This is a genomic window from Pacificimonas pallii, assembly GCF_019204005.1.
Lineage (GTDB): Bacteria > Pseudomonadota > Alphaproteobacteria > Sphingomonadales > Sphingomonadaceae > Pacificimonas > Pacificimonas pallii.
Genome location: NZ_JAGSPA010000004.1, coordinates 164,424 through 188,512, shown reverse-complemented (window position 1 = coordinate 188,512; position 24,089 = coordinate 164,424). Strand labels below are relative to the sequence as shown.

At 63.3% G+C, this 24,089-nt stretch carries 25 protein-coding genes; 15 read left to right on the top strand and 10 right to left on the bottom strand.

Features of this window, described 5'->3' with window-relative positions; all coding sequences use genetic code 11:
• The first annotated feature begins 17 nt into the window (after nt 1–17).
• Both KCG44_RS12760 and KCG44_RS12755 read left to right on the top strand, forming a co-directional pair.
• Nucleotides 18–1,235, top strand: coding sequence for a toxic anion resistance protein (locus KCG44_RS12760; RefSeq protein WP_218446492.1), 1,218 nt, complete (start codon nt 18–20; stop codon nt 1,233–1,235).
• Nucleotides 1,236–1,240: 5 nt separating this feature from the next.
• Complete coding sequence (locus KCG44_RS12755; protein ID WP_218446491.1) at nt 1,241–1,996, top strand: hypothetical protein; 756 nt, start codon at nt 1,241–1,243, stop codon at nt 1,994–1,996.
• A gap of 21 nt (nt 1,997–2,017) precedes the next feature.
• Here KCG44_RS12755 and KCG44_RS12750 read toward each other — a convergent pair whose 3' ends face one another.
• Nucleotides 2,018–3,625: a sensor histidine kinase gene (locus KCG44_RS12750; protein WP_218446490.1), complete on the bottom strand. Its 1,608-nt coding sequence runs from the start codon at nt 3,623–3,625 to the stop codon at nt 2,018–2,020.
• A 216-nt stretch (nt 3,626–3,841) separates the two neighbouring features.
• Here KCG44_RS12750 and KCG44_RS12745 point away from each other — a divergent pair, with 216 nt between their 5' ends.
• From KCG44_RS12745 to KCG44_RS12735, 3 genes are all read left to right on the top strand, one after another.
• Nucleotides 3,842–4,639, top strand: a complete 798-nt coding sequence (locus KCG44_RS12745) for a response regulator (RefSeq protein WP_218446602.1) — start codon at nt 3,842–3,844, stop codon at nt 4,637–4,639.
• Nucleotides 4,640–4,727: 88 nt separating this feature from the next.
• Nucleotides 4,728–4,865, top strand: coding sequence for a hypothetical protein (locus tag KCG44_RS12740; RefSeq protein WP_218446489.1), 138 nt, complete (start codon nt 4,728–4,730; stop codon nt 4,863–4,865).
• Between the two features lie 138 nt (nt 4,866–5,003).
• On the top strand, nt 5,004–5,654 hold the full coding sequence (locus KCG44_RS12735) for a sigma-70 family RNA polymerase sigma factor (RefSeq protein WP_218446601.1): 651 nt from the start codon (nt 5,004–5,006) through the stop codon (nt 5,652–5,654).
• A 76-nt stretch (nt 5,655–5,730) separates the two neighbouring features.
• Here KCG44_RS12735 and KCG44_RS12730 read toward each other — a convergent pair whose 3' ends face one another.
• Nucleotides 5,731–5,901 (bottom strand): NepR family anti-sigma factor, encoded by a 171-nt coding sequence (locus KCG44_RS12730; protein WP_218446488.1) that lies wholly within the window; start codon nt 5,899–5,901, stop codon nt 5,731–5,733.
• Nucleotides 5,902–6,044: 143 nt separating this feature from the next.
• Between KCG44_RS12730 and glnE the strand changes: the two genes are divergently transcribed.
• The 6 genes from glnE to KCG44_RS12700 all read left to right on the top strand — a co-directional run bounded on the left by glnE (nt 6,045) and on the right by KCG44_RS12700 (nt 12,387).
• A complete protein-coding gene (gene glnE / locus KCG44_RS12725; protein WP_369411988.1) occupies nt 6,045–8,672 on the top strand; it encodes a bifunctional [glutamate--ammonia ligase]-adenylyl-L-tyrosine phosphorylase/[glutamate--ammonia-ligase] adenylyltransferase in 2,628 nt (875 codons plus the stop codon).
• Entirely contained in the window at nt 8,669–9,139 is a 471-nt protein-coding gene (locus KCG44_RS12720) for a peroxiredoxin (protein ID WP_218446486.1), read from the top strand. The genes glnE and KCG44_RS12720 overlap by 4 nt, the downstream gene beginning before the upstream one ends.
• Nucleotides 9,136–9,945: a ferritin-like domain-containing protein gene (locus KCG44_RS12715; RefSeq protein WP_218446485.1), complete on the top strand. Its 810-nt coding sequence runs from the start codon at nt 9,136–9,138 to the stop codon at nt 9,943–9,945. Before KCG44_RS12720 ends, KCG44_RS12715 begins: the two co-directional genes overlap by 4 nt.
• 116 nt (nt 9,946–10,061) lie before the next feature.
• Nucleotides 10,062–11,177 carry a M23 family metallopeptidase gene (locus KCG44_RS12710; RefSeq protein WP_218446484.1) on the top strand — a complete coding sequence of 372 codons (1,116 nt, stop codon included), beginning with the start codon at nt 10,062–10,064 and terminating at the stop codon, nt 11,175–11,177.
• A 70-nt stretch (nt 11,178–11,247) separates the two neighbouring features.
• Nucleotides 11,248–11,574, top strand: coding sequence for a HesB/IscA family protein (locus KCG44_RS12705; RefSeq protein WP_218446483.1), 327 nt, complete (start codon nt 11,248–11,250; stop codon nt 11,572–11,574).
• Between the two features lie 24 nt (nt 11,575–11,598).
• Nucleotides 11,599–12,387 carry an exodeoxyribonuclease III gene (locus KCG44_RS12700; RefSeq protein ID WP_218446482.1) on the top strand — a complete coding sequence of 263 codons (789 nt, stop codon included), beginning with the start codon at nt 11,599–11,601 and terminating at the stop codon, nt 12,385–12,387.
• Nucleotides 12,388–12,406: 19 nt separating this feature from the next.
• Here the strand turns inward: KCG44_RS12700 and KCG44_RS12695 are convergent, their stop codons facing one another.
• The 5 genes from KCG44_RS12695 to KCG44_RS12675 all read right to left on the bottom strand — a co-directional run bounded on the left by KCG44_RS12695 (nt 12,407) and on the right by KCG44_RS12675 (nt 16,843).
• Nucleotides 12,407–13,144: an RES family NAD+ phosphorylase gene (locus KCG44_RS12695; RefSeq protein ID WP_369411987.1), complete on the bottom strand. Its 738-nt coding sequence runs from the start codon at nt 13,142–13,144 to the stop codon at nt 12,407–12,409.
• On the bottom strand, nt 13,131–13,523 hold the full coding sequence (locus KCG44_RS12690) for an MbcA/ParS/Xre antitoxin family protein (RefSeq protein ID WP_218446481.1): 393 nt from the start codon (nt 13,521–13,523) through the stop codon (nt 13,131–13,133). The genes KCG44_RS12695 and KCG44_RS12690 overlap by 14 nt, the downstream gene beginning before the upstream one ends.
• 53 nt (nt 13,524–13,576) lie before the next feature.
• Nucleotides 13,577–14,959: a glutamate--cysteine ligase gene (locus KCG44_RS12685; RefSeq protein ID WP_218446480.1), complete on the bottom strand. Its 1,383-nt coding sequence runs from the start codon at nt 14,957–14,959 to the stop codon at nt 13,577–13,579.
• 74 nt (nt 14,960–15,033) lie between these two features.
• Nucleotides 15,034–16,092, bottom strand: coding sequence for a dihydroorotase (gene pyrC, locus KCG44_RS12680; RefSeq protein WP_218446479.1), 1,059 nt, complete (start codon nt 16,090–16,092; stop codon nt 15,034–15,036).
• 4 nt (nt 16,093–16,096) lie between these two features.
• The gene (locus KCG44_RS12675) at nt 16,097–16,843 is read right to left on the bottom strand and encodes a 16S rRNA (uracil(1498)-N(3))-methyltransferase (protein ID WP_218446478.1); all 747 of its coding nucleotides are present in this window, start codon (nt 16,841–16,843) and stop codon (nt 16,097–16,099) included.
• A 71-nt stretch (nt 16,844–16,914) separates the two neighbouring features.
• On the opposite strand from KCG44_RS12675, the gene KCG44_RS12670 reads away from it, so the two are divergent.
• From KCG44_RS12670 to KCG44_RS12655, 4 genes are all read left to right on the top strand, one after another.
• Complete coding sequence (locus tag KCG44_RS12670) at nt 16,915–17,973, top strand: serine hydrolase domain-containing protein (RefSeq protein ID WP_218446477.1); 1,059 nt, start codon at nt 16,915–16,917, stop codon at nt 17,971–17,973.
• Nucleotides 17,966–18,868, top strand: coding sequence for a 4-hydroxybenzoate octaprenyltransferase (ubiA, locus tag KCG44_RS12665; RefSeq protein ID WP_218446476.1), 903 nt, complete (start codon nt 17,966–17,968; stop codon nt 18,866–18,868). Before KCG44_RS12670 ends, ubiA begins: the two co-directional genes overlap by 8 nt.
• A gap of 171 nt (nt 18,869–19,039) precedes the next feature.
• Nucleotides 19,040–20,383, top strand: coding sequence for a TldD/PmbA family protein (locus tag KCG44_RS12660; RefSeq protein ID WP_218446475.1), 1,344 nt, complete (start codon nt 19,040–19,042; stop codon nt 20,381–20,383).
• Entirely contained in the window at nt 20,380–21,195 is an 816-nt protein-coding gene (locus KCG44_RS12655) for an inositol monophosphatase family protein (RefSeq protein ID WP_218446474.1), read from the top strand. Before KCG44_RS12660 ends, KCG44_RS12655 begins: the two co-directional genes overlap by 4 nt.
• Nucleotides 21,196–21,353: 158 nt before the next feature.
• Here KCG44_RS12655 and KCG44_RS12650 read toward each other — a convergent pair whose 3' ends face one another.
• The 3 genes from KCG44_RS12650 to KCG44_RS12640 form a co-directional block, all read right to left on the bottom strand.
• Nucleotides 21,354–22,472: an NADH:flavin oxidoreductase gene (locus tag KCG44_RS12650; protein WP_218446473.1), complete on the bottom strand. Its 1,119-nt coding sequence runs from the start codon at nt 22,470–22,472 to the stop codon at nt 21,354–21,356.
• 84 nt (nt 22,473–22,556) lie between these two features.
• On the bottom strand, nt 22,557–22,982 hold the full coding sequence (locus tag KCG44_RS12645; protein ID WP_218446599.1) for a CoA-binding protein: 426 nt from the start codon (nt 22,980–22,982) through the stop codon (nt 22,557–22,559).
• The gene (locus KCG44_RS12640; protein WP_218446472.1) at nt 22,982–24,007 is read right to left on the bottom strand and encodes an Mrp/NBP35 family ATP-binding protein; all 1,026 of its coding nucleotides are present in this window, start codon (nt 24,005–24,007) and stop codon (nt 22,982–22,984) included. The genes KCG44_RS12645 and KCG44_RS12640 overlap by 1 nt, the downstream gene beginning before the upstream one ends.
• Nucleotides 24,008–24,089 lie beyond the last annotated feature (82 nt).

The window sequence follows — 24,089 nt, the reverse complement described above, 5'->3', positions numbered from 1 at the left end:
GATGAAAGAAAGACGATATGGCTGACCCGACGACCGGAACCGAAAATGCTGGTGCCCCGACGGCATTGAAGCTCGATGCGCCCGACCCGGTGATCAAGGTCGAAGCGGCAAAGGCGGCAGGTCTTGTTCCGATTGAAGACGAAAAGAAGACCCAGTTGGAGGATAATGTCGACAGCTTCATCGCGGAGCTGACCGAGCAGGATTCCAACAGCCCGGAATTCGGTCGCCGTATCGACCAGCTTACCGCGCTTGGCCGTGCGGAAATCGAGGAGGCGGCGAATTATTCCAACCGCTTCCTCGACCGGCCGACACGCTCGATGAATAGCGAGAGTGATATCGGCAAGGACCTGACGGAACTGCGCCGTACCGTCGAGGATCTCGATCCCGGCAAACGCGGGAAGATGCTGACCAAGAAGAAGCTGTTCGGCCTCATCCCCATGGGCAGCAAGGCGCGCCAGTATTTCGCGGGCTACGAATCGGCGCAGGGGCATATCTCTGCGATCCTGAAGCGGCTGGCGTCGGGCAAGGACGAGCTGCTGCGCGACAATGCCGCGATCGACGTCGAGCGTCAGAACCTGTGGAAAACCATGGGCAAGCTGGAACAGATGATCTTCGTCGCCAAGACATTGGACAGCAAGCTTGAGGTGAAGGCCGCGCAACTCGATGCGACCGACCCCGCCAAGGCGAAGGCACTGCGGGAATCGGCGTTGTTCTACACGCGGCAGCGCGTGACCGACCTGCTGACGCAGATGGCTGTCACCGTGCAGGGCTATCTTGCGCTCGATCTGGTGAAAAAGAACAATATCGAGCTGATGAAGGGCGTGGACCGCGCGTCCACGACGACAGTGAGCGCACTGCGTACCGGTGTGACCGTGGCGCAGGCGATGACGAACCAGAAACTCGTCCTCGACCAGATCACCGCGCTCAATACGACGACGGCGGGTGTGATCGATTCGACCGGCGAGATGCTGCGTACCCAAACCGGCGAAATTCATCGCCAGGCCGCATCTTCCACCATTCCCCTCGAAACGCTGAAACGCGCATTCGAGAATGTTTATGCCACCATGGATGAAATCGACACCTTCAAGGCCGAAGCGCTCGGATCCATGAAACAGACGGTCAATCTGCTGACGGACGAGGTCGAGAAAAGCCGCGGCTATATCGCCCGCGCGGAGGGTGTGGAGCAGGCCAAGCTTGAACATGCCAAACCCGCCTTCACTGCGATCGAGGGCTAGGCCATATGGTTCAGTCGGTTGACCAGGTGCTCGCGAAGTTCGACGACATCACCGCCCGCGCGGACCGCCAGCTGCGGGAGCTTCGTCAATCCGACGCCGGCCGGGCCGCGGCACGGCGCATGGAGGCGCGGGAACGGTCACCATGGCTGACAAAACTGAAGCGATCGGGCATGGCGGTCGCGGGGGTCGCCGTCGCCGCGCTGATCCTGGCCATGATCATCGGCGGGATCGGTATTGACGGGTTCATCCTGCTGGTTCTTGCATTGGGTGCGGCCGCGCTCGTGCCGCTGTTCCTGCCGCTTCGCGGGGCCGCGAAAAAGGAACCTGAGCCGACGGTGGATAACATCATCAACGCCGAACTTGGCGCGCTGCCCGTACGCGTCGAACGCTGGCTGGCCGCGCGCAGGCACGAACTGCCCGCCCCTGCCCGCATTCAGGTCGACGAGTTGTTGCTGCGCCTCGAAATTCTCGCGCCGCAGCTGGAGAAAGTAGAGGCCGACGCGCCCGTGGTGACCGATGCCCGGCGCCTGATCGGCGATGAGCTACCGCGCCTTGTGACATCCTATGTGGACGTGCCCCTTTCCTACCGCGAGGTCGGGGGCGAGGCCGACACCAAGCTGCGCGAGGGTCTTGCCACCATTTCAAACGAACTAAAGCGCCTCTCGGAACAGCTCGCCCGCGGCGATCTCGACCGTCTTGCCATTGAAGGCCGTTTCCTCGAAATCAAATATAAGGACGGCGAGTCCGCGCCCGGCATGTAATCGCCGTTCTGCACACACCGGTTAATCGACCGGGCGTATCCGTTTCGATTTCCTTTCGTCGGCGTCGTCGGCGACAGCGATCTTGAAACTATATATTCCTTTTTCCGCATCGTGGTGCAGCTTCGTCCGAAGCTGGCGAACCATGCCCTGCACGATGCGCGCGCTTGGGGTCGTCTGGCCCTGCACGAAGGGGTCGTCGCCGGCGAACGCCTGACCGCCGATCTCCATAATGGCGCGGCCCTGCTCCACCTCCCGCAGCGTGACCTGAACGGTCATGTCCTGCGCTCCGGTCATGTGCGCGGCCGTTCCGGCGATGATTTCCGTCACGAGAAATGAGAGGGGAACCGCAGCGTCCTGTCCGACAAACATCCGCGCAAGCCGGGTTTCTATCGTGGTCGCCACACCTTCGACAGCGCGAATGCTGCCTTCGAGGCCAGAACACAAATCTGTGAAGAGGGCCGCCAGATCGACGCCGCGCGACAGATCATCGGCATGTAACCAGCGGTGGACATGCGCCAGCGCGGTCACACGCATCTGAATGGTGCCATAGGCGCGGTGCTCGCCCCGATCGTCGGTGCCGCGGCCTTTCAGACTGATCAGGCTGGTGATGATCTGCAGATTGTTTTTCACCCGGTGATGCACCTCGCGCACCAGGCGTTCCTGCGCGGCGAGCGCCGCTTCACGGTCCTGCCGGTCGAGCCGCTGCTCGGCGGCAAGCTCGTCAAAGGCCTCGGCAAATTCCGCCAGCTCCCGCGTATTGCCCGCGCGCGGTGCCAGCCCAGCATCATCATCACCATCGGCCCGCGCCATCAGTCCGCGCTGCATCGACGCCAGCGGAACGACAACCAGTCTGCGCAGCGTCAGCCAGCTGATCAACATGGCTGCCAGCCACATGACCGGCGGGGCGAATATGGCCGCCACCTCGCCTATCCGAAGCGGCGGCAAGTCTTCTTCATAGCGAACTGACAGGCCAGGCAGGCGCGTCGATGCGATCATCGCATGAGCGCCGCCACGCGACGGATTGACGACATCGATATCGCCCCCGCCGCTTTCGCCATTCGCGACCTGAACGTTCAGGTGGCTGTTCAGCGGCCGAACGACACCGCTCAGTTCCTCCTGAAGCGCAGAAACCGGGATCATCGCGACAACGCTGCCGCGCGCGGCGGCCGGTGTCGCGCTTTTGACGGCATAGATAAGATGGCCGCGTGTCTCGCTGAAAAACAGGGCCGAGCCAACACCTGACGAACGCGTGTCGATGGCCATGACGCTCGCTATGTCCTGGTCCGAAAGGTCCTGCCCCGCCCCGCCTGCCCCGCCACTGGAGCGGCATAGCGTTCGGCCCGATTCGCCGATCCGGAACAGCCGTCCGAAAAGCGGATCGAGATCAGCGAAACGCGTCAGTTCATCATCGCACACTTGCCGCGAACTCAGACTATCGAGTGACCTTGCCGCCAGGGCACGCAGCGCCAGTCCGTGATCGGCCAACACATTGTCGACCTCCAGCGCGAGCGCCGCGCCGCGCGCTTCGACACGGATGACCGCCTGCTCACGGGCGTCGCGAAAACTGTTGATCGACAGTGCGACGGCGATGATGCCAATCGGCAGAAGCGCAAGGCTGATCGCAGCCATGAAGCGACGCGAAAGGGGGTGCCGATCGGCCGTCGGAGAATGCGCGTTATCTTGATCCATGGTCATCTCTCAACACGCGGGACCACACCCCGTTCCCATCCGAGTTCGCGACATAAGATAGCTGGCTGACAATTGCCCCTTGCCCCGGCGAGGGAACGCAGGTCTAAGACCGGCGTTCAGCCCTCATACGCAAGCCTGACAGGAGTCATGAGCAAAATGTCGCTCGCCACCGAAATCGCCCCGCACCTCCCTTATTTGCGCCGGTATGCGCGCGCCCTGACCGGCGCGCAGACCGCTGGCGACGCCTATGTCCGGGCAACGCTCGAGGCCATTGTCGAGGCACCGGATTCCTTCCCGAAGGATGTCGAAGCGCGGCTGGGCATTTATCGCACCTTTCACGCGATCTGGAATTCCGCCAACGTTGATTCCGGCATCAGCGCGAATGAGGGTTCCGAATTCGAACAGGTGGCGCATGAACGGCTTTCGGGCATCACGCCGCTTTCGCGTCAGGCGCTGTTGCTGACGGCGATGGAGGGGTTTTCCAACGAGGACACCGCCTATCTGATCGACAGCAGCGAAGACGAGGTGGACGCTCTGGTCGCCGAAGCCATCGCGGAGATCGACCGCCAGACGAAGACGAGCGTGCTGATTATCGAAGACGAGCCGATTATCGCCATGGATATCGAGAGCATCGTCCTTGATGTCGGTCATCAGGTGACCGGAATCGCAACCACTCGTGACGAGGCCGTCGCGGCCGCCACGGAACAGCAGCCTGGTCTGATCCTGGCTGACATTCAGCTGGCCGACGATTCCAGCGGCATCGATGCGGTGAAGGACATTCTGGAAAAATTCAGCGTCCCGGTGATTTTCATCACCGCCTTTCCGGAACGCCTGCTGACCGGTGAACGGCCGGAGCCGACCTTCCTGATCACGAAGCCTTTCCAGCGATCGACGGTAAAGGCAGCCATCGCACAGGCGCTGTTTTTCCGGTCGAGTGCCGCTATACCCGCTTAGGTACGGCATAGCTCCGAGCGCTCGTCTGTTTGCGGAAACGGGCGTTTTTCCGTATTGCAGAACTTAATCGACGCAGGAGTATATGAGTATGGACGAGAAGCATGAAGAAGTCGGCAAAGAGGACGCACGCGGCGGCGAGACCCCCGGAATCGGTCGCTATGTCCTGCTGATCTCCGTGGTGCTGGTCGTGGTTGGCATGGGCGTATTGCTGGGCTTCGCGGGATAATCGCATGACCATCAGGGGGGACGCATGATGGCAGACTCAGCCATTGATCCGGCAGGCGACGGCAAAGTCAGCGTTGCCGATGTCGGCGGTTTTCTACGCTCGGTATTCGCAGCGCCCGCCGCCGAAGCGATTCCGCCTATGTTTCAGGAACTGCTCGACCGCCTGCATTCCACCCCCGCCAAGGCGCCCAAGCCGGACACCGAGCAGCTTTCCGATACGGATTTCAAGGCGGAACTGGCACTTGTCATCTCGCATCTGCGCGCATTCGGGCGATCGCTTTCGGGAAATGCCGACACCGCCGATGATCTGGTGCAGGAAACGCTGCTAAAGGCTTGGGCAGCGCGGCACCGCTTCCAGGCCGGCACGAACATGCGGGCGTGGACGTTCATCATCCTCAGAAACCTCTTTCTAAGCCAGATGCGCCGCGCGCGCTTCAAGGGGGAATGGGACGATTTCACGGCGGCGAAGATCCTCGCCGCTCCCGCCGGACAGGATCAGCAGATCGAGCTGGCCGACCTGCAACGGGGACTGTTGGAATTGCCGCAAGCCCAGCGCGAGGCGCTGATACTGGTCGGTGCCGGCGGGTTTGCCTATGAAGAAGCGGCAAATATCTGCGGCTGCGCCGTTGGCACGATCAAAAGCCGTGTCGCCCGGGGCCGCGCGGCACTTGAAACGTTACTTGCGGAAGGCAATTTGCCGTCCCGTACCAATTCTCAGACCGCCGGAAATGGCGAAGGCGCACTTAACGACATTATGGGACAGGTGGACGAGCTTTCCCGCCAGAAGTGATCGGACCACAGGCAGTTCCCGCTGAAAGCGCTTCGCCGGGATCACCTGACCGCCGTCACGCGGCGTCGGCCGCACGCTATTTCAGCTTATCGAGAAGGTCCTTGAATTCGTCATCGAGCGGCTCGTTGAGCGTCTGCCCATATAGACGGCGTAAAGACGCACCAAATGATGCGCCGCGCATGTCGTCCGCGCTTCCAACACGGCGCTTGGCCTGCCGCTTACCGGCTTCTGGTGGCTGGGCCGACATGGTAGTGATAACGCGATGCCCCCCGCTACGTTCCCGCCATGAGTAGTTCCCTGCCGGAAAACCTCGCTAAGTGTGGCCTTTCTGCCACATTTCTTTCTGCTGCGGAGCGCGCCTGGCAGCACGCACCGTTTCTGCGCGGGATCATGAGACGTGATCCGCAATGGCTCGACGAAATCGGCCGCACGGGACTGGACGGGTTCATCGCCGCAACGATGGCGGGGGTCCATGCCGGTCAGGATGTTCCGCTCGCGCTGAGGCACGCCCGCCGCCGTATCGCGCTTGGGACCGCGATCGGCGACCTCGCAGGGGCGTTCGATCTCAGCCAGGTTGTTCACGTTCTGTCGGATTTTGCCGACCTTGCCATCGACAGCGCCATCCGCAGCGCGTTTCACGACCGCGTCCCCGGCGCATCGCCCGACGGCTTCACGGCGCTGGCGCTTGGCAAGCTGGGCAGCCGCGAGCTCAACTATTCCAGCGATGTCGACCTGATTTTCCTGTATGATGGCGACCGTATCGCCCGGCGTCCGGACGAAGACCCGGAACGCGCAGCCGTGCGCATTGCCCGGCGCACGGCCGAGATCCTGCAGCAGCCGACCAGGGACGGCTATGTCGCCCGCGTCGATCTGCGCATTCGCCCCGACGCGGAGGTCAACCCCGTCGCCATCCCGCTCAGGCGGGCGGAAATCTATTACCAGTCGGAGGCGCTGACCTGGGAGCGCGCCGCCTTCATTCGCGGACGGGTGGTGGCCGGCGACATGGCCATGGGGGAAGATTTCCTCACCCAGATCGCGCCATTCATCTGGCGCCGCTCGCTCGATTACACCGCCGTCGCCGACATCGAGGACATGAGTCTGCGCATCCGCGACCATTATGACGAGCGACAGACGTTCGGTCCCGGCTTCGATCTGAAGCGTGGCCGCGGCGGCATCCGCGAAGTCGAGTTCTTCGCCCAGGTGCAGCAGCTCATATTCGGCGGCCGCGACCCGTCATTGCGGGCGTCCGATACACGCTCCGCCCTGACGGCGCTGCAACAGGCCGGCCATGTCGAGCCCGCGCTCGCCGCCAGCCTCGCCGCGCACTATGAGCGCCTGCGAAACGCGGAACACCGGCTGCAAATGCGCGAAGACGCGCAGACCCATTCCATTCCAACGCGCAAGGATGACCGCGCGGCGTTCGCAGCCTTATGCGATGCGGCAGGTTACAGGGCCTGGGCGAGCACGGTCATGCCTGGCCTCGCGCTGGCCGCAGAAGCCTATGACGAGTTGACGGAGCGTGCGGAGCGGCCGCCCGTTCCGCGCGGTTCCGCACTGGCGGATTATGTCGCCTCATCCGGCGCGACACCGCGCGGGGAAATCGTGAAATTGATCGAGAAATGGCGCACGCGGAAGTATCGCGCGCTGCGCAGCGATGCCGCCCAGCGTGAATTCGAACAGGCCCTGCCGCTCCTCATCGAGGCGTTTGCGGGTCTGCGATCCGCTGCCAATGCACTTCGCCGGTTCGATGATTTCCTGGCGAAGCTGCCAAGCGCGTTCCGGTTTTTCGCGCTGATCGCTGCGAACCCTGCCCTTGCCGGCCTGCTTGCCCGCGTGATGGGCCATGCCCCGCTGCTTGCCGGAAAACTTGCGCGGCGTCCGGACCTGTTCGATGCCATGCTCGGCGGTGCGCGCCAGGCGCTTGGGACGGCGGAGGAGTTTCACATCGCGGCCGCGCGGATCATCGGCCGCGCGGCGGACTTCGAACGCGCACTCGACGCGGCGCGTCACTGGGCCGGTGAGCAACGCTTTCGTATCGGCGTCGCCCTGCTGGAGGGTGTCGCAACGCCTGCAGCCGCGGCCCGCGCCTATGCCGATACGGCCGACGCCGTGGTGTCCGCGCTGACCAGCGCCGTTTTCAACGCATTCTCCCGCGATCACGGGAAAGTACCGGACGCGGATCCGATCATTCTGGGCTTTGGGCGTTATGGCGGCCGGGCGCTGACCGAACATTCCGATCTCGACATCGTATTTCTGTTCAGCGGCGATCACACGGTGCGCGCGGCGAACGGCACGGGGGAGGCGCTGACCGCCGCGGGCTGGTTCAACCGCATGTTCCAGAGGCTGGTCTCGGCGCTCACCGTGCCGACCGCCGCCGGTCCGCTTTACGAGGTCGACACCCGCCTCCGGCCCTCCGGCGCACAGGGGCTGCTGGCGGTCAGCCTCGACACATTCGCGGCGTATCAGGCGAAGGAGGCGTGGACATGGGAACATATGGCGCTGACCCGCGCGCGCATCGTCATCGGCCATGACCATGCGGACGCCATTCAGGATATCATCGACACCGCGCTGCACCGCGACCGCGACCCGAAGCGCCTGCGGGACGAAGTGGCCGATATGCGCGCGGATATGATGCGCGCGCACCCCGGCACCGGGCCTTTTGATGTCAAGCATGGGCGCGGCGGGCTGATCGATCTGGAATTCATTATTCATTATTGCCAGCTGAGGTCGCACCGGGGTCTGTTCACCGATCTTGTCGAGGCATTGACCGCCCTTGTCGACGACGGCCAGCTTCCAAAGGCGTTGCTGGGCGCCCATCGCAGTCTTGCCGACTATCTCATCATCTCGCGGCTGGTGGAGGGGGCGACCAAGGGACCGGGCGGTGCGGCGACACGTGCGCTTGTGGCCGCGCGCTGCAACATGAAGGACTGGGCGGCGTTGAAAGCGGATATCGCCTCGGCCCGCCGCATTATCGCGGCGGAATGGAAACGACAGTTCGAGAAAGGATCGACGACATGACGAAGGCACCGGAAGAGGGCGACACCGCCCCTGATTTTTCATTTGCGGGAGAAGACGGCCGGACCTTCAGCCTGTCCGATTACGATGGCAGAAAACTGGTTCTGTATTTCTATCCGAAGGACGATACGCCGGGCTGCACGAAACAGGCCATCGGATTCACCGAAATGGCGGACGGGTTTGCCGCTGCGAACACCGCCATTCTTGGGGTCTCGAAGGACACCGCCGCAAAGCATGCACGGTTTCGGGAGAAACACGACCTTGGCATCGACCTTGGATCGGACCCGGATGGTGAGGTGATCGAACGCTATGGTTCCTGGGTGGAAAAGAATATGTATGGCAGGAAATATATGGGTATCGATCGGTCCACGTTCCTGATCGGCACGGACGGAAAGCTCGCCCGGATCTGGCGCAAGGTGCGCGTCAAGGGGCATGTCGAGCAGGTCCTTGAGGCTGCAAAAGCGCTTTGAGTCCCGCGCCGCGCCCGACCGTCTCCGATGCTGCGCGCGCTGTTCTGCTGACCGCGGACCCGCACGCCAAGGCGGCTGAAAGTCAGGCGCAGGCAAGCGCGTGGCGGGCTGGAAAGATCGACTGGCATTTCACAGGGACGCTGCCGGACCGCCCGGCCCGCCCGGGGCGGCCGGAGCTTCTCGCGCCAGGCCGGATGCCGCGCCGCGGGCGAGCGGGGTCCGAGCGCTCGCGCATTGCGCTGATGCACGCACTTGCGCATATCGAAATGAACGCCATCGACTTGGCCTGGGACGCCGCGGCGCGTTTTGGCGGCGACATGCCCCGCACCTTCACAACCGACTGGATTTCGGTTGGCGATGACGAAGCCCGCCATTTCCTGCTGCTCGCCGACCGGCTGGCGGCTATGGGGGCGGCCTATGGCGACCTGCCGGCGCATGACGGCCTATGGCAGGCGGCGGAGGAAACCGCCGACGACCTGCTCGCGCGGCTGGCGATCGTGCCGCAAGTGCTGGAGGCGCGGGGGCTCGATGTATCGCCCGCGACCGTCGACCGGCTGGAAAAAGCGGGCGATGCGGACAGCGCGGCTATCGTCGACATCATCTATCATGATGAGATCGGTCATGTCCGAATCGGCAATCACTGGTTTCGCCACGTCTGCGCCTTGACCGGCAAACCGCCGGCGGAAACCTTTCGAAATCTTGTAGAAACCCGGTTTCGCGGTCGATTAAAACCTCCGTTCAACGACTCGGCGCGGGAATCTGCCGGTCTGACGAGAGATTTCTACGCGTCCCTTGAATCGCATTAACCAAAAGAGCAGATTTGTTTCGTAAGCAAATCCACATGCGGGTTCATCTTGCTTCGAGATCAGAGGAACGCACCGACATGGGCCAGTCCGGGTCGGTGACAGGGGGTTATTTGTATATGCGTCAGCGTCTTTCCGCGATCATTTCCAGCGTGTTCCGTGAGCGCGAATTTATGCATTATGACGAGGAAAAGGGCATGCGCGTCGTCAAGCTGACCGTGCGGTCCCAGATCATCGCCAGCGCGGTCTTCGCGGCGATGATCGGCTATACCGGCGTGGCCACTGGCGCCGCGGTGATGGCTGCCCCTGATGGCCATTTGGAGCAACAGCTCGCAGACAGCCGTTTGGAGGCGAAGAAGATGCGCACCCATGTCGCTGCCCTTCGCAACGACATAGACATGCAGGCTGCGCGACTGGCCAAACGGCAGAATTTTCTGGCCAGTCTTTACGAAGGCAAGGCAGACCTTGGCGAACTCGCGATGATCCTTCCCAAGGAAGGCAGCAACGACGTATCGTCGCCCTCCCTGATGCAGGCCTTTACCCGTCTGGAAGAAACCCAGCTGGCATTCGTCGATGAAGCTTCGACAGCAGCCGAGGCGCGTTACCGCGATCATCAGGCGACGCTGCGCTCGCTGGGCCTGCGCCCGGAACGTTTCGTCCGGCAGTCGGTACTTGGCGGCGTTGGCGGACCCGATATCGGCGCGACCGCAGACGGTAGCCCGCTGAACGACGCCGACCCTCATTTCGCGCAGCTGTTCCTCAGCTGGAAGAAATTGGATCTGCTTGAAAAGGGCCTGAATGCCGTGCCCAGCTACAAGCCGGTGAAATCCTATACATATACGTCAGGTTACGGCGTTCGTTTCGACCCCTTCAAGGGCACGACGGCCATGCATCAGGGGGTCGATATGTCCGGCCCCGTCGGTGAGCCCATTTATGCCGCGGCGGAAGGCACGATCGTACGTTCGGGTCGCCATGGCGGCTATGGCAAGCTGGTCGAGATCGATCATGGCAGCGGCCTGACCACACGCTACGCGCACATGTCGCGCCTCGACGTACGCGTCGGCGATCGCGTCGCACGCGGTGAAAAGATTGGCGGCATGGGCTCGACCGGTCGTTCGACCGGTTCGCATCTGCATTACGAGGTGCGCATCGACGGGCGCGCGGTCAATCCGATGCCGTTCCTGGAAACCGCCGATATCGGTGCGATGCCCAGCAGCATCGTCGGCGCGAAGTAAACGCGCCGCGCGGCAGCTTCCTGCGCCGACTGACGTTGCGCGCAACCCTGACACGCCCTACATTCCCTCTATGGCTTCCGTAACTCTTTCATCGAGCGCGGCAGAACGTGTCGCGACCATCGCCGCAAGGCAGGGCGCGCCGGCGATGCTGCGCCTGTCCGTGGAGGGCGGCGGCTGTGCCGGTTTTCAGTATAAGTTCGGCCTGGAAACGGCGCTGGAAGATGACGATATCGTCACCGAAACCGACGGCGTGAAGTTGATCGTGGACATGGTCAGCCTCGACCTGCTGGATGGTTCGGAAGTGGATTTTGTCTCCAACCTTGGCGGCGCATCGTTCCAGGTTAAAAATCCGCAGGCGGCATCCGGCTGCGGCTGCGGCACGTCCTTTTCCGTCTAGCCGCGCGAAAAGGCTCCAGGCTCCGTGCGCATCGCGACCTATAACGTCAACGGCATCAAGGCGCGCCTGCCGCGCCTGCTGGAATGGCTTGAAGAAACCAAACCGGACGTCGCCTGCCTGCAAGAGATCAAATCCGTAACGGAAGGCTTCCCGGTCAGGGAGGTGGAGGAAATCGGCTACCACTGCCTTGTCCATGGCCAGAAGGCGTTTAACGGCGTCGCCATTCTCAGCCGCAAACCTGCCAGGCTCGTCATGACCGGCCTTCCCGGCGAGGATGGCCTTGAATCCGGCGCGGAGGATCAGGCACGCTATATCGAGGCGGACTATGAGGGCGTTCGCATTGCCAGCATCTATCTGCCCAATGGAAATCCCCTGCCAGGACCCAAATTCGACTATAAACTGCGCTGGATGGAACGGCTTCGGAAACGCGCGGCGGAATTGTGGGATGCGGAGATCCCGGCGGTCCTCACCGGAGACTATAATGTCGCGCCGGAAGACCGCGACGTCTTTTCCGCGAGCGCAATGGCGGGCGATGCCCTGATCGAGCCTGAAAGCCGCGCCGCCTGGCGCGCGATCCTTGCGCAGGGATGGCTGGAAGCGCTGCGCGCCGTTCATCCGCAGGATGACGGGCTCTACACATTCTGGGATTATCAGGCGGGCGCATGGCCGCGCGACGCGGGCCTGCGTATCGACCACCATCTGCTCAGTCCCACCATCGCCGATCGCCTGATGAATGCCCAGGTCGACAAGGAATATCGCGGCCGCGACCGGGCCAGCGACCACACGCCGGTATGGATAGACATCGCCGACTGACGGCGCATGATGTCAGGCGTTATCGCTTGCTTTCGCCGTGAAAGACCACGGTTCGCCGCGCCGGAAACGCCGCCTGCGCGGTCAGCCGGTCTCCCTCGAAACGGAAGTGCCAGGTCGTTCTTATATCGGGTTCGCCCGCGAACGCCCGCGGCGCCAGAATGGCGGCATTCCTTCCGCCGGAATCGTCCCTGACGCTGCGATACACGATGATTTCCGTATCGAGCGCGCGGGCATGATCGGCAAAGCGCTGGCAGGGCGCATAATCATCCTTGCGCATCCATAAGGCGTCTCCCGCATCTAGCGGCGGTGCCGTGAGATCAAGGCTTTTTGCGGTACGCACGGAAACGGTGAACGCGCTATGCTCGCTCGTCGCCTGCGGCCGGGTCATGGCGGGCGCAGCCGCAAAGAAGCGCAGCCGCCAATAGGCCGTTTCCGCAAGCGCTGTCTCTTCGGTTTCCGACGCGTAGAAAATGCCCGGCTTCACGCCCGCGCGGCGAAACCGCGTGCCCGCCGCGTGCCAATAGCGAAATGGCGATGCGAGCAGGAAGTGCAGCCCCAGCGCCGCGTCCGGCATGGTTGGCTTTACATCCTCGACAAGCTGCTCCAGCCGCGCCTGCGCCGCCGGATCATCCGCCAGCCTGTTCGTTGAAATCCGGTGCTGCGCCTCGACGATACGCCATACGGGCCGCGCATAAGAGCGCAGCATCGTTTCATCGGGGACAGGCGCGCGGACCCGCTGCGTGTCAGCTGCGGCCACGATATCCATCGACATAGGCCGTCAGGTCGAGCAGGCCCCTGATCGTCGGCAGGCGCTCGATCGGTTTGCCGCCCAGTTCCCGATTATCGCTGCGCAGCCAGCTTTGCGCCGCCGCATCATCGGACCCCAGCAGCGCGTCCAGCCCGCGGAACAGCCGCACAACATATTGCCCCAGCTCAAACGGTTTGGTTCCCGGCTGCACATCATATGTCCGGTTCTTCAAACGCGATGCGGATGCCGCCGACAGTCCCAGCGCCTGCCCCAGTTCGGCATTGGACAGCTTCCAGAACACCGCGACACGCGCCAGCGCCTCGCTCAGGATCGCGGCGTTGTCGCCATGGTCCACATCCGGAAATTCAGGGGCAAATATCGTCGCCATATCCATTCTCCTGAACGAATATATACACAATCGATCATCAGATTGCAATAAGGCTAGAAACTTTCCTCTTCATAGACCTTGCTGACATCACCGTTCCAACGGCCATGATAGGCCTCCAGCAGCCGGTCCGCAGGCGTCATGCCGCTTTCGACGATCTCGAACAGCGGTGCCAGGAAACCGGCTTCATTGTCGCCCATCGTGTTGAGCCGCCTGCGTGCGACCAGCCCCGCCTCCGCGATCTTCAGCACTTCGTTTCCGACATCGCGCAGCGTGCCCTGTCGGCCATTGATGGGCGCACGCGTTTTCAGCCCGTGTTGCGGCACATCGTTCCGCATGATCGCCAGATCGTCGATGGTCCAGTCGCGAATCAGATCGGCGCACGCATCCAGCGATGTCTGGTCGTACAACAATCCGACCCACAATGCAGGCAGCGCACAGATACGCCCCCACGGTCCGCCATCCGCGCCGCGCATTTCCATGAAGCTCTTCAGGCGCACCTCGGGGAACGCCGTCGACAAATGGTCATTCCAGTCGTCGGCGGTGGGCCGCTCACCGGGAAGTTCCGCCAGCCTGCCGTCCATGAAATCGCGAAACGATTTTCCGGCCAGGTCGACATAATCATCGCCGCGCACCGCGAAATACATCGGCACGTCCAGCATATATTCCGCCCAGCGTTCGAACCCGAACCCGTCTTCGAAAACAAATGGCAGCATGCCCGTGCGGTCGGGATCGGTGTCGGTCCAGATATGACTGCGATAGGACAGATATCCGTTAGGCTTTCCGTCGGTGAATGGTGAATTCGCAAATAGCGCCGTTCCCAGCGGCTGCAGCGCCAGCGATACGCGGAACTTCTTCACCATGTCCGCTTCACTGGAATAGTCGAGGTTGGTCTGGATCGTGCAGGTTCGCAGCATCATGTCCAGCCCCAGCGCGCCCACCGTGGGCATATAGCGCCGCATGATGCCATAGCGCCCCTTCGGCATGACCGGCAGTTCTTCGCGCGACTTGTCCGGCCACATGCCAAGGCCAAGAAATCCCAGGCCAAGCTCAGCACCGACTTCCTTCGCCTGCTGCAAATGCCGCCCGGTCTCCGCACAGGTGTCGTGCAGGCTGTCAAGCGGCGCACCGGACAGTTCCAGCTGCCCCGCCGGTTCCAGGCTGACATTCCCGTCATCGCCTTTCAGGGCGATGACATTGTCTTTCTCGTAAATCGGTTTCCAGCCAAAGGCTTCCATGTGCTTCAGCACATCGCGAATGCCGCCCGGGGCATCATAAGCGGGCGCGGAATGATCGCTCAGGCGATAGACGAACTTTTCATGTTCCGTACCGATGCGCCATTCGGCCTTCGGTTTGCAGCCATTTTCAAAGACGGCGAGCAGGTCTGCACGCCCCCGGATTGTCGGTGCGGCGGCACCAGTGTTCTCGCGCGTGCTCATTTCTGGGACTTAGCGCCGCTCTTTGGCCTGAGTCATCCTCGAATTTCCTTCACTGCGCAAAAGCGCAGTTTTTCCTAGGCGTCGTGAATACCCGCAAAACGCCAGGCAAGCTCAGTCCCCGCATGATAGGGCACCACGGCACTTCCCGCCGCCGGAATCGTATCGGGAACCGCCGCGGACGCGCGCTCCAGAACGACACGCTCGTTATTGACCGGCAGTCCGTAGAAACGCGGCCCGTTCAGCGACGCAAACCCCTCCAGCAGGTCCAGGGCCCCTTCTTCATCGAATATCGCCGCATAGCTTTCCAGCGCATGCGGCGCATTGAATAGCCCGGCACAGCCACAGGCGGACTCCTTGGCCCCCTGCTCGTGCGGGGCGCTATCGGTGCCCAGAAAGAACTTCGCCGACCCGCCCGTGGCCGCTTTCCTCAGTGCCAGCCTGTGCCGCTCCCGCTTCGCGACGGGCAGGCAGTAATAATGCGGCCGAATACCGCCCGCGAAGATCGCATTGCGGTTGAACGCCAGATGATGCGGCGTGATCGTCGCCGCGACATGGGTGCCGGCGGCGTCCACAAACTGCACCGCATCGGCCGTGGTGACATGCTCGAAGACGATCCTCAGCTCCGGAAAGTCCTTCACGATCCCCGACAGGACACGGTCGATGAACACCGCCTCCCGGTCGAAAATGTCGATCTCGGGATCGGTGACCTCGCCATGTACGAGAAGCGGCATGCCAATGGCCTGCATGCGCTCCAGCACGGCATGGATGTGCCTTACATCCGTCACGCCATGCGCGCTGTTGGTGGTCGCGTTGGCCGGATACAGCTTGGCCGCCGTCCACGCCCCTTCGGCATGTCCCCGCGCAATCTCCTTCGCGTCGATATCGTTCGTCAGATAGGCTGTCATCAGCGGCTCGAACGAAACACCGGCGGGCACCGCCGCCATGATCCGCGCGCGATACGCGTCCACCGCGGCAATTGTCGTCACCGGCGGCGACAGGTTCGGCATCACGATGGCCCGCGCAAATTGCCGCGCGGTATAGGGCGTCACCGCCGCCAGCATCTCGCCATCGCGCAAATGCACATGCCAGTCATCTGGACGCCGGATTACCAGCCGTTCGGTTGCATCGCTCATGTCGTCACCTTTGTTCATGCGCCGCCTGCCACAATGCCAGAGCGGCGACCGCCGCCGTATCCGCCCGCAGGATACGCGGTCCTAAGCTGATCCGCCGCGCCTGCGCCACCGCTGAAATCGCTGCGCGTTCATCATCTGAAAAGCCGCCCTCCGGCCCGATCAGGATCGCGGCCGGAGCGGGACACGCCTTCAGGGTTTCAATCGCATCCGCGCCGTTTTTCCCGGCGCTCTCTTCATCGCAAAAGATCAGCGCACGCTCCGCCGGCCAATCCCGCAGGAATTGCGTCAGCCGCACCGCGTCCCCAAGTTCCGGCAGCGCCGTACGCCCGCATTGCGCCGCCGCCTCGATCATATGCGCCTTTAGCCGCTCCGGTTTCGCCTGCTGCGCCTCGACCCCGCCCGTCCGCGCGGTCAGCAGCGGCACCAGCCGCGCGGCACCCAGTTCACAGGCCTTCTCCGCAATCCACTCATAGCGCGCGCGTTTGATCGGCGCGGCGCACAGCCAGACATCCGGCACGGTCTCGCGCTGCGATACCTGCCTTTCGACGCGAACGATGACATCACGCTTTGACACCGCGTCGATATGCGCGGTCCATTCCCCCGTGACATCGTCGAACAGCCGCACCTCGTCGCCCACTGCCAGACGCAGCACGCTCGCCAGGTGCCGCGCGGCGTCCGCGCCAAGCGCGACGGCCTGGCCCGCGCCCAACGCGTCCGCGCAGTAAAGTCGAGAGATATGCCTGCCAGCCATGACCGAATGACGTAGCCTCGCACGCGCGTACCCGCCATAACAAATCGCGATGGAAAAGGAGTCACGGAAAAATGCTCAAGATCGCCAATGTCCTCTGTGCCCTGCTTCTCGGGTCTGGCATCGCGGCGCCTACGTTCGCCGCCGAAGAGCACTTCACCGAACTCAGCAGCGCCGTCGATGCGGGTGAGTATCGCAAGATCGAGGCCATTATCGTCGAACGCGGCGGCAAGATTGTCTATGAGAATTATTTCGGCAAATCGGACGCCGATAGCCGCATCGACGCGCGCTCCGCCGGAAAATCCATTACGGCGCTGGCGGTCGGCATGGCTGTGGACGATGGCAGCATTCCCGACATCTATGCGCCCGCCTTCACCGCGTTCGCCGCCGAGGCGCCTTTCAGGCATGACGGCCCGGAAAAACAGGCGATCACCATTGCGGATCTTATGAACATGTCATCCGCGCTTGAATGCGATGATTGGGATGATGCCAGCCCCGGCAATGAGGAGAGGATGTATCGGAAACGCAACTGGACCCGCTTCGCGCTCGATATCCCGATCGACCCGGATTATGTCCGCTCGGACAAGGGTGTCGGACGGTTTTCCTATTGCACGGCGGGGGCGTTTCTTCTCGGCCGCATTGTCGAGCGCGCCACCGGGATGCCGTTCGACGACTATGTGCAGCAGCGCCTGTTTACGCCGCTCGGAATCTCGAACCCCGAATGGACGCGCTCTCCTTCCGGCGAAGTTCAGTCCGGCGGGCAATTGTCGCTGACGGCGCGCGATTTCGCCGCCATTGGCCGCCTCGTTCTCAGCGGCGGCCAGCATGAGGGGCGGCAGCTGATATCGAAAGACATGCTTGGCCTGATTGGCACCCAGCAACTGAACGCAACGCCCACCGACGGCTATGGCTGGTTCTGGTGGCGACGCCTTTTCCAGGCGGAGGGCCTGCCGCCGCAACCGGCGGCCTACATGTCCGGCAATGGCGGTAACAAGGTCGCGATCTTTCCCCAGCTCGACACCGTCATCGTCATCCTGTCGACGAACTACAACCGCAAGGACATGCACAGCCAGACGAACGACATTATCGAACGCCATATCCTTCCAGGCCTTGTAGAGGCGGGGGATGAGTGAGGCGGTCACACCTGACGCAAAGCGGCGCTCCATCGTCGGCCTGCTTCCGGCGGGATGGCGGCCCTGGGCACGGCTCGCCCGCCTCGACCGTCCCATCGGCACATGGCTGCTTTTCTGGCCATGCGCCTGGGGCGTATTCCTGGCCGGGGCGCCGCTGCGCGACGCCTATCTGATCCCGCTGTTTCTGGTGGGCGCGCTCGCCATGCGCTCGGCGGGATGCGTCTATAACGATATCGTCGACCGCAACCTCGACGCGAAGGTTGAGCGCACGCGCAGCCGCCCGCTCGCATCCGGCGCGATCAGCCTGCGCGGTGCGTGGATCTTCCTCGCCGCGCTCTGCCTCATCGGTCTCCTCGTCCTTATCCAGCTCAATCTGTTCGCCGCCCTGGTCGCAATGGGCAGCCTTGTCCTCGTCGCTGCCTACCCCTTCATGAAACGCATCACATGGTGGCCGCAGGCATGGCTCGGCCTTACCTTCAACTGGGGCGCGTTGGTGGGGTATGCCGCCGCGACGGGCACGCTCAGCTGGGGCGCGGTATTCCTGTATCTCGCCGGTGTGTTCTGGACCCTGGGCTATGACACCATCTACGCGCTGCAGGATGTCGAGGACGACGCCCTCGCCGGCATTAAATCCAGCGCCCGCGCTCTGGGAGCGCGCGCGAATATCTGGATCGCGCTGTTTTACGGCGCGTCATATATTTGCGCGCTGATCGCGATCATCCTCGCCATCGATCCCTGGACGCAGGGCTGGCTCGCCGTTGTTTTCGCCGGTCATTTGATGTGGCAGGTACAGGATCTCGATATTCATGATCCAAGGCAGGCGCTTGGCCGCTTTCGGAGCAATAGCGTCGCCGGTGCCCTCCTTGCCGCCGGAATTCTGATCGCCGGTTTATAGCGAGCGCAGGGGCGCGGCCCGCGCGCTTCGCGTCAGGGACTGGATCTGGTCGGCGGCGAGCTGGCCTGCGGCATGTTCCCCGGTCAAAGCATGTCGTCACATATAATTTTCGATGCGCCGCCATGCCAGGCGCACTACCCATTCGCGCCGTGCATCCCTAAGTGCGCGCGGGTGATTACCGAAACAGACGCCCTCGCCCATCTCGAAACCGTCCTCGCCGCTTTGAAGCGCGCCGGGGCCAGCCATGCCGACGCGGTCTATGTCGGCGGCGACAGCGCCTCCGTCTCCGTACGTCTTGGCAATGTCGAGGACATCAGCCGTTCCGAAGATGCGGAGATCGGCATTCGTGCGTTTGCGGGCGACCGCAGTGCGAGCGTTGCGCTGTCGGACTTCGCGCCCGCCGCCATTGCAGAGGCGGCCAGGCGCGCCGTTGCCATGGCCCGGCTCGCCACGCCCGACGAGCATGCCGGGCTCGTGCCGGAGGAGATGCTGGCAAAGACGGCGCTGCCCGATCTCCAGACCGATGATGGCGGCACAGTCGACCTCACCGCCCTCGAAGCGAACGCGCTCCAGTGCGAGGATGCCGCACGCGCGGTCCACGGCGTCACCAATTCCGGCGGCGGCGGTGCCAGCGCCAGCCGCGGCACCTTTGCGCTTGCCACCAGTCACGGCTTTGCCGCGGCCCGTACCGGCACGTCATACAGCGTCTATGCCAGCGTCATCGCGGGTGAAGGTGAAAATATGCAGCGTGACTATGCCTCGCACAGCGCGCGCCATCTCGCGGATCTGGAGGATGTGTCAGAGGTTGGCAGCCGCGCCGGAACGCGCACGGTCGCACGCCTCAATCCCGTAAAACCGAAAAGCGGCGTCATGACTGTCCTGTTCGACCCGCGCGTATCGCCCGGCATCGTCGGTCACCTGATCGGGGCCATTAATGGCGGCGCCATCGCCCGCGGCACCAGCTTCCTGACCGAACCCGATGCGCAGGTTTTTGGCGCCGGCGTCGCCATTCTGGAAGACCCGCACCGCGCGCGCGGCCACCGCAGCCGCGCCTTTGACGGGGAAGGTATCGCCACGACCCGGCGCAGCATCGTCGAGGATGGCCGCCTGACAGGCTGGCTTCTCAACAATGCCGCGGCCCGCCAGCTTGGTCTTGCCACGACCGGCCATGCCGCGCGCGGCACGGGCGGCCCGCCGGGAATCGGCCCTTCCAATCTGCACATGGCGGCGGGCACGCAATCGCGCGAAGACATGATCGCCGCTATCGGCTCCGGTATCCTGATCACCGAATTGATCGGCCAGGGCGTCAGCATCGTGACCGGCGATTATTCCCGCGGCGCGGGCGGTTTCCTGATCGAAAATGGCGAGATAACCCGTCCGGTCAGCGGCATCACCATCGCCGGCAATCTGAAGGACATGTTCGCCCGCCTCATCCCCGCCAGCGATCTTGAGTTTCGCCATGCCACCAATGCGCCGACCCTGCTTGTCGAGGGCATGACCGTGGCCGGGGAATGAGCGCCGACGACCTGGCTCTCATGACCGCGGCTGCGCGCGAGGCGGGCGCGCTCGCCCTCGACCTTGCGAAGGGCGGCGTTGAAAAATGGGAAAAATCGCCTGGCAATCCGGTGACCGAAGCCGACGTCGCGATCGACGGGCTGCTCTCAAGGCGGCTGCTCTCAAGGCGCCCGGACTATGGCTGGCTGTCGGAGGAACGCGCGGACGACCTTACCCGCCTGAACCGCGACCGTGCGTTTCTGGTCGATCCGATCGACGGCACGCGCGACTACGTCCGGGGGCGCAGCGGCTGGTGCATTTCCATCGCCGTCATCGATGGCGGCATCCCCACCGTGGGCCTGCTCTACGCGCCGGTTCCCAACCTCCTCTACACCGCACGCCTTGGAAAGGGCGCCTATCGCAATGGCGAAAGGATAAGCGTCAGCGGCAAGGCTGAACTTTCCGGCGCGCGCTTGCCCCTCGACGCCGACACGTTCCGCTCGAAATATTGGCAGGGGCCGCCGTGCGCGCCCGTCGCCAAGCCAAATTCCATCGCCCTGCGCATGGCCCGTGTCGCCGAGGGAGAAGCCGACGCCATGTTCGACGGCCGCCCCAGCCGCGAACTCGACATCGCCGCCGCCGCCCTCATCGTGATGGAGGCAGGCGGCATCGTCACGGACAGCAAGGGCGCGGCGCCAAGCTTTAACAAACCCGTTGCCCGCAATTTAAACCTGGTCGCCAGCGCCACCCAATCCCTGCATGAAGAAGTCCGCGCGGAAATGACCGCGATGATCGACCGCTGGCGCGCGGACCGGGCGGCGAAGAGGAATTAGCGCAGCGGATGGTCGGGGGTGATTGGCGCTGCCTCGCGCAAGGTCCGCCGCCCCGGCGAATGAGGAAACGGCGCGCGAAGGAAGGACGACGCCTGTCAGTATCGAACAGTCCGCAACATAAAAACGCAACCAGCCGGGACCGCGTGACAGTCCGCGCGCTAGCTCAGCGTCGCCAGCGACGCCGCATCGAACGGCCGCAGTTCATCATGCCGCCCGTCCTTTACCTTCGCGGCCCAATCGGCATCCTGCAGCAGGGCGCGGCCCACGGCGACCAGATCGAACTCGCCTTTCTCGACCCGCTCGACGATGTCCGCAATGGGGCGCGTCTTCGATCCTTCACCGCCGAAACTGCCGATGAAGTCCGAGGAAAGTCCGACCGATCCCACGGTGATCGTCGGCTTCCCGCTCAGCTTCTTGGTCCAGCCGGCAAGGTTCAGTCCCTCATCTCCATCGATCTCGGGAAACTCCGGCTCCCACCATCGCCGCTGCGAGCAGTGGAAGATATCGACGCCTGCATCGGCAAGCAGCGTGACGAACGCTTCCAGTTCCTGCGGCGTTTCCGCCAGCCGCGCGGTATATTCCTGCTGTTTCCACTGGGAGAAGCGCAGGATCAGCGGCATATCGTCATTCATCGCGGCGCGCGATCCACGAATGATCTCGGCGGCGAAGGCGGCCCGCTCGGTCAGCGTTTCGCCGCCATATTTTCCATCGCGCCTGTTCATCATCGACCAGAAGAACTGATCGATCAGATAGCCATGCGCACCGTGCAGCTCGACCGCGTCGAAGCCCAGCCGCGACGCGTCCCCGGCGGCCTTCGCAAAGGCCGCGATCATATCCGCGACTTCGGAATCGGTGGGAACGGGCTGAACTTCCTTGCCCTGGTGGGTCACGCCAGAGGGGCTGTCGCTGACAGCCTCGGGAACAGGTCCCGTGCCAGGTTTGCGAACCATGCCGACGTGCCACAGCTGCGGCGCAATCGCCGCGCCCTCGGTCTTGTGCACCGCTTCGACGACATCGCCCCACGCGTCGAGCGCTTCGGGCGCATGGAAATTCGGAACGCGCGGATCGTTCGAGGCCCCGCCCCTGTCCACGGTGGTGCCTTCGGTGACGATCAGGCCGACATCGGCGGCGGCGCGCCGGCCGTAATAGTTTTTGACATCCTCTGTCGGCACACCGCCCGGCGACTGGCTGCGCGTCATGGGCGCCATGACAATCCGGTTCGGAATGGTCATTCCGCGGCAGGTGAACGGGGTGAAAAGCGCGTCCGCTGAAGTCATGACGTGATCCTGAAAAAGAAAAGATGTCGAGGCGGCGCCTAACCCGCTTTGGGGGCGGCACTCTGCCTGTTTGAACCGATAGCGTCAGCGCGGCTGAACGCCGAGGCGTGGAATTTCAATCTTCGGACACCGGTCCATGACGACCGCCATGCCCGCCGCTTCGGCCTTTGCGGCGGCCTCATCGTTCACAACGCCCAGCTGCATCCAGACCGCCCCGGCCTCGACGGCAATCGCGTCGTCAATCACGGCGGCTGCGGCGTCGGAATTGCGGAACACATCCACCATGTCGATAGGCAGCGCGACATCGGCAAGCGACGCGACCACGGTCTCGCCGTGCACCTCTTCACCCGCAATCACGGGATTTACCGGGATCACGCGATATCCCTGACCTTGCAGAAATTTCATCACCCGGTTCGAATCGCGGCTCGCTTTATTTGACAGGCCCACCAGCGCAATCGTTCGCACACTCTCCAACAGTGCCTTTATGTCGGAATCCCTGGTCAGCGGCATCATCTCGTCTCCTGTTTCATAAGCAGCCGTCCGGCGACCTGGCGCAGCGCATCGGCCGCTTCGCCATCACCAAGAACGGCTGGTAAACCTGCATCCGCACTCTTCCTCAGCGCCATCGTCAGCGGGACTGCGCCCAGAAACGGAACGCCGCGCGCCTTCGAAGTTTCCTCCGCGCCGCCATGTCCGAATATATCGGTCGCCGCGCCGCAGGCGGGACAGACGAATGTCGACATGTTCTCGACAATGCCCAGAACCGGAATGCCGACCTTGCCGAACATCGCGATGGCCTTTTCCGCGTCAATCAGCGCCAGATCCTGAGGCGTCGAAACGATGACCGCCTCAGCCCCGGCGATCTTCTGCGCCAGGCTTAGCTGAATGTCGCCCGTGCCCGGCGGCATGTCGATGATCAGCGTGTCAAGCTCGCCCCAGTCGGCATCGGTCAGCATCTGTATCATGGCCGCCGCCGCCATCGGCCCGCGCCAGATCACCGCCTGGCCGGGTTTCGTGAGGGCGGCGATGCTCAGCGCCTTGATGCCATGCGCGTGCATCGGCTGGATCCTGCCCTGCACACCCTCGGCGCGCCCCTCCAGCCCCAGCAGCATGGGCACACTCGGCCCGTAAATATCCGCGTCCAGCAGCCCGACACGCTCACCCGCCTGCGCCAGCGCCACGGCCAGGTTGGCGGATATGGTCGACTTGCCGACACCACCTTTTCCGGATGCGACGGCGATGATCCGGCCAACATTTTCCAGCTTCGCAGCGGGTACGTCATGCGGCGCGGCAGCTTTCTTCGGGGCCGCCTTCATCTCGGACGTCGTAATGACCCGCGCACCCGGCGCGGCCTGATCCAGCGCGGATTTCAGCGCGGCGACATCGCCCTGTGACAATCCGCCAGTGTCCAGCACATAGCCCGCCTGCCCGCCCCTGATCATGACGCCCGACACCCGTCCGCTGGCGATCACGTCCGCGCCAGCCGCCGGATCGCGCACTTTGGACAAGGCCGCGCGCAGTTCTGTTTCGGTCATCTTTCACGTCCCGTCCGGCAAAAATAGCGCACCTATAGGAATGCGCGCGTGGCCTTCATATATAGGCGTGACATATTCATGC

Excerpts from the sequence above, each read along its gene's own strand:
- KCG44_RS12705 (WP_218446483.1), top strand. The coding sequence starts at position 11,248 with ATGGCTTCCGTAACTCTTTCATCGAGCGCGGCAGAACGTGTCGCGACC.
- KCG44_RS12745 (WP_218446602.1), top strand. The coding sequence starts at position 3,842 with ATGTCGCTCGCCACCGAAATCGCCCCGCACCTCCCTTATTTGCGCCGG.
- pyrC (WP_218446479.1), bottom strand. The coding sequence starts at position 16,092 with ATGAGCGATGCAACCGAACGGCTGGTAATCCGGCGTCCAGATGACTGG.
- glnE (WP_369411988.1), top strand. The coding sequence starts at position 6,045 with ATGAGACGTGATCCGCAATGGCTCGACGAAATCGGCCGCACGGGACTG.
- KCG44_RS12655 (WP_218446474.1), top strand. The coding sequence starts at position 20,380 with ATGAGCGCCGACGACCTGGCTCTCATGACCGCGGCTGCGCGCGAGGCG.
- KCG44_RS12735 (WP_218446601.1), top strand. The coding sequence starts at position 5,004 with ATGTTTCAGGAACTGCTCGACCGCCTGCATTCCACCCCCGCCAAGGCG.
- KCG44_RS12650 (WP_218446473.1), bottom strand. The coding sequence starts at position 22,472 with ATGACTTCAGCGGACGCGCTTTTCACCCCGTTCACCTGCCGCGGAATG.
- ubiA (WP_218446476.1), top strand. The coding sequence starts at position 17,966 with ATGAGTGAGGCGGTCACACCTGACGCAAAGCGGCGCTCCATCGTCGGC.
- KCG44_RS12755 (WP_218446491.1), top strand. The coding sequence starts at position 1,241 with ATGGTTCAGTCGGTTGACCAGGTGCTCGCGAAGTTCGACGACATCACC.
- KCG44_RS12645 (WP_218446599.1), bottom strand. The coding sequence starts at position 22,982 with ATGCCGCTGACCAGGGATTCCGACATAAAGGCACTGTTGGAGAGTGTG.
- KCG44_RS12710 (WP_218446484.1), top strand. The coding sequence starts at position 10,062 with ATGCGTCAGCGTCTTTCCGCGATCATTTCCAGCGTGTTCCGTGAGCGC.
- KCG44_RS12720 (WP_218446486.1), top strand. The coding sequence starts at position 8,669 with ATGACGAAGGCACCGGAAGAGGGCGACACCGCCCCTGATTTTTCATTT.
- KCG44_RS12740 (WP_218446489.1), top strand. The coding sequence starts at position 4,728 with ATGGACGAGAAGCATGAAGAAGTCGGCAAAGAGGACGCACGCGGCGGC.
- KCG44_RS12690 (WP_218446481.1), bottom strand. The coding sequence starts at position 13,523 with ATGGCGACGATATTTGCCCCTGAATTTCCGGATGTGGACCATGGCGAC.
- KCG44_RS12685 (WP_218446480.1), bottom strand. The coding sequence starts at position 14,959 with ATGAGCACGCGCGAGAACACTGGTGCCGCCGCACCGACAATCCGGGGG.
- KCG44_RS12670 (WP_218446477.1), top strand. The coding sequence starts at position 16,915 with ATGCTCAAGATCGCCAATGTCCTCTGTGCCCTGCTTCTCGGGTCTGGC.
- KCG44_RS12675 (WP_218446478.1), bottom strand. The coding sequence starts at position 16,843 with ATGGCTGGCAGGCATATCTCTCGACTTTACTGCGCGGACGCGTTGGGC.
- KCG44_RS12760 (WP_218446492.1), top strand. The coding sequence starts at position 18 with ATGGCTGACCCGACGACCGGAACCGAAAATGCTGGTGCCCCGACGGCA.
- KCG44_RS12730 (WP_218446488.1), bottom strand. The coding sequence starts at position 5,901 with ATGTCGGCCCAGCCACCAGAAGCCGGTAAGCGGCAGGCCAAGCGCCGT.
- KCG44_RS12750 (WP_218446490.1), bottom strand. The coding sequence starts at position 3,625 with ATGGCTGCGATCAGCCTTGCGCTTCTGCCGATTGGCATCATCGCCGTC.
- KCG44_RS12640 (WP_218446472.1), bottom strand. The coding sequence starts at position 24,007 with ATGACCGAAACAGAACTGCGCGCGGCCTTGTCCAAAGTGCGCGATCCG.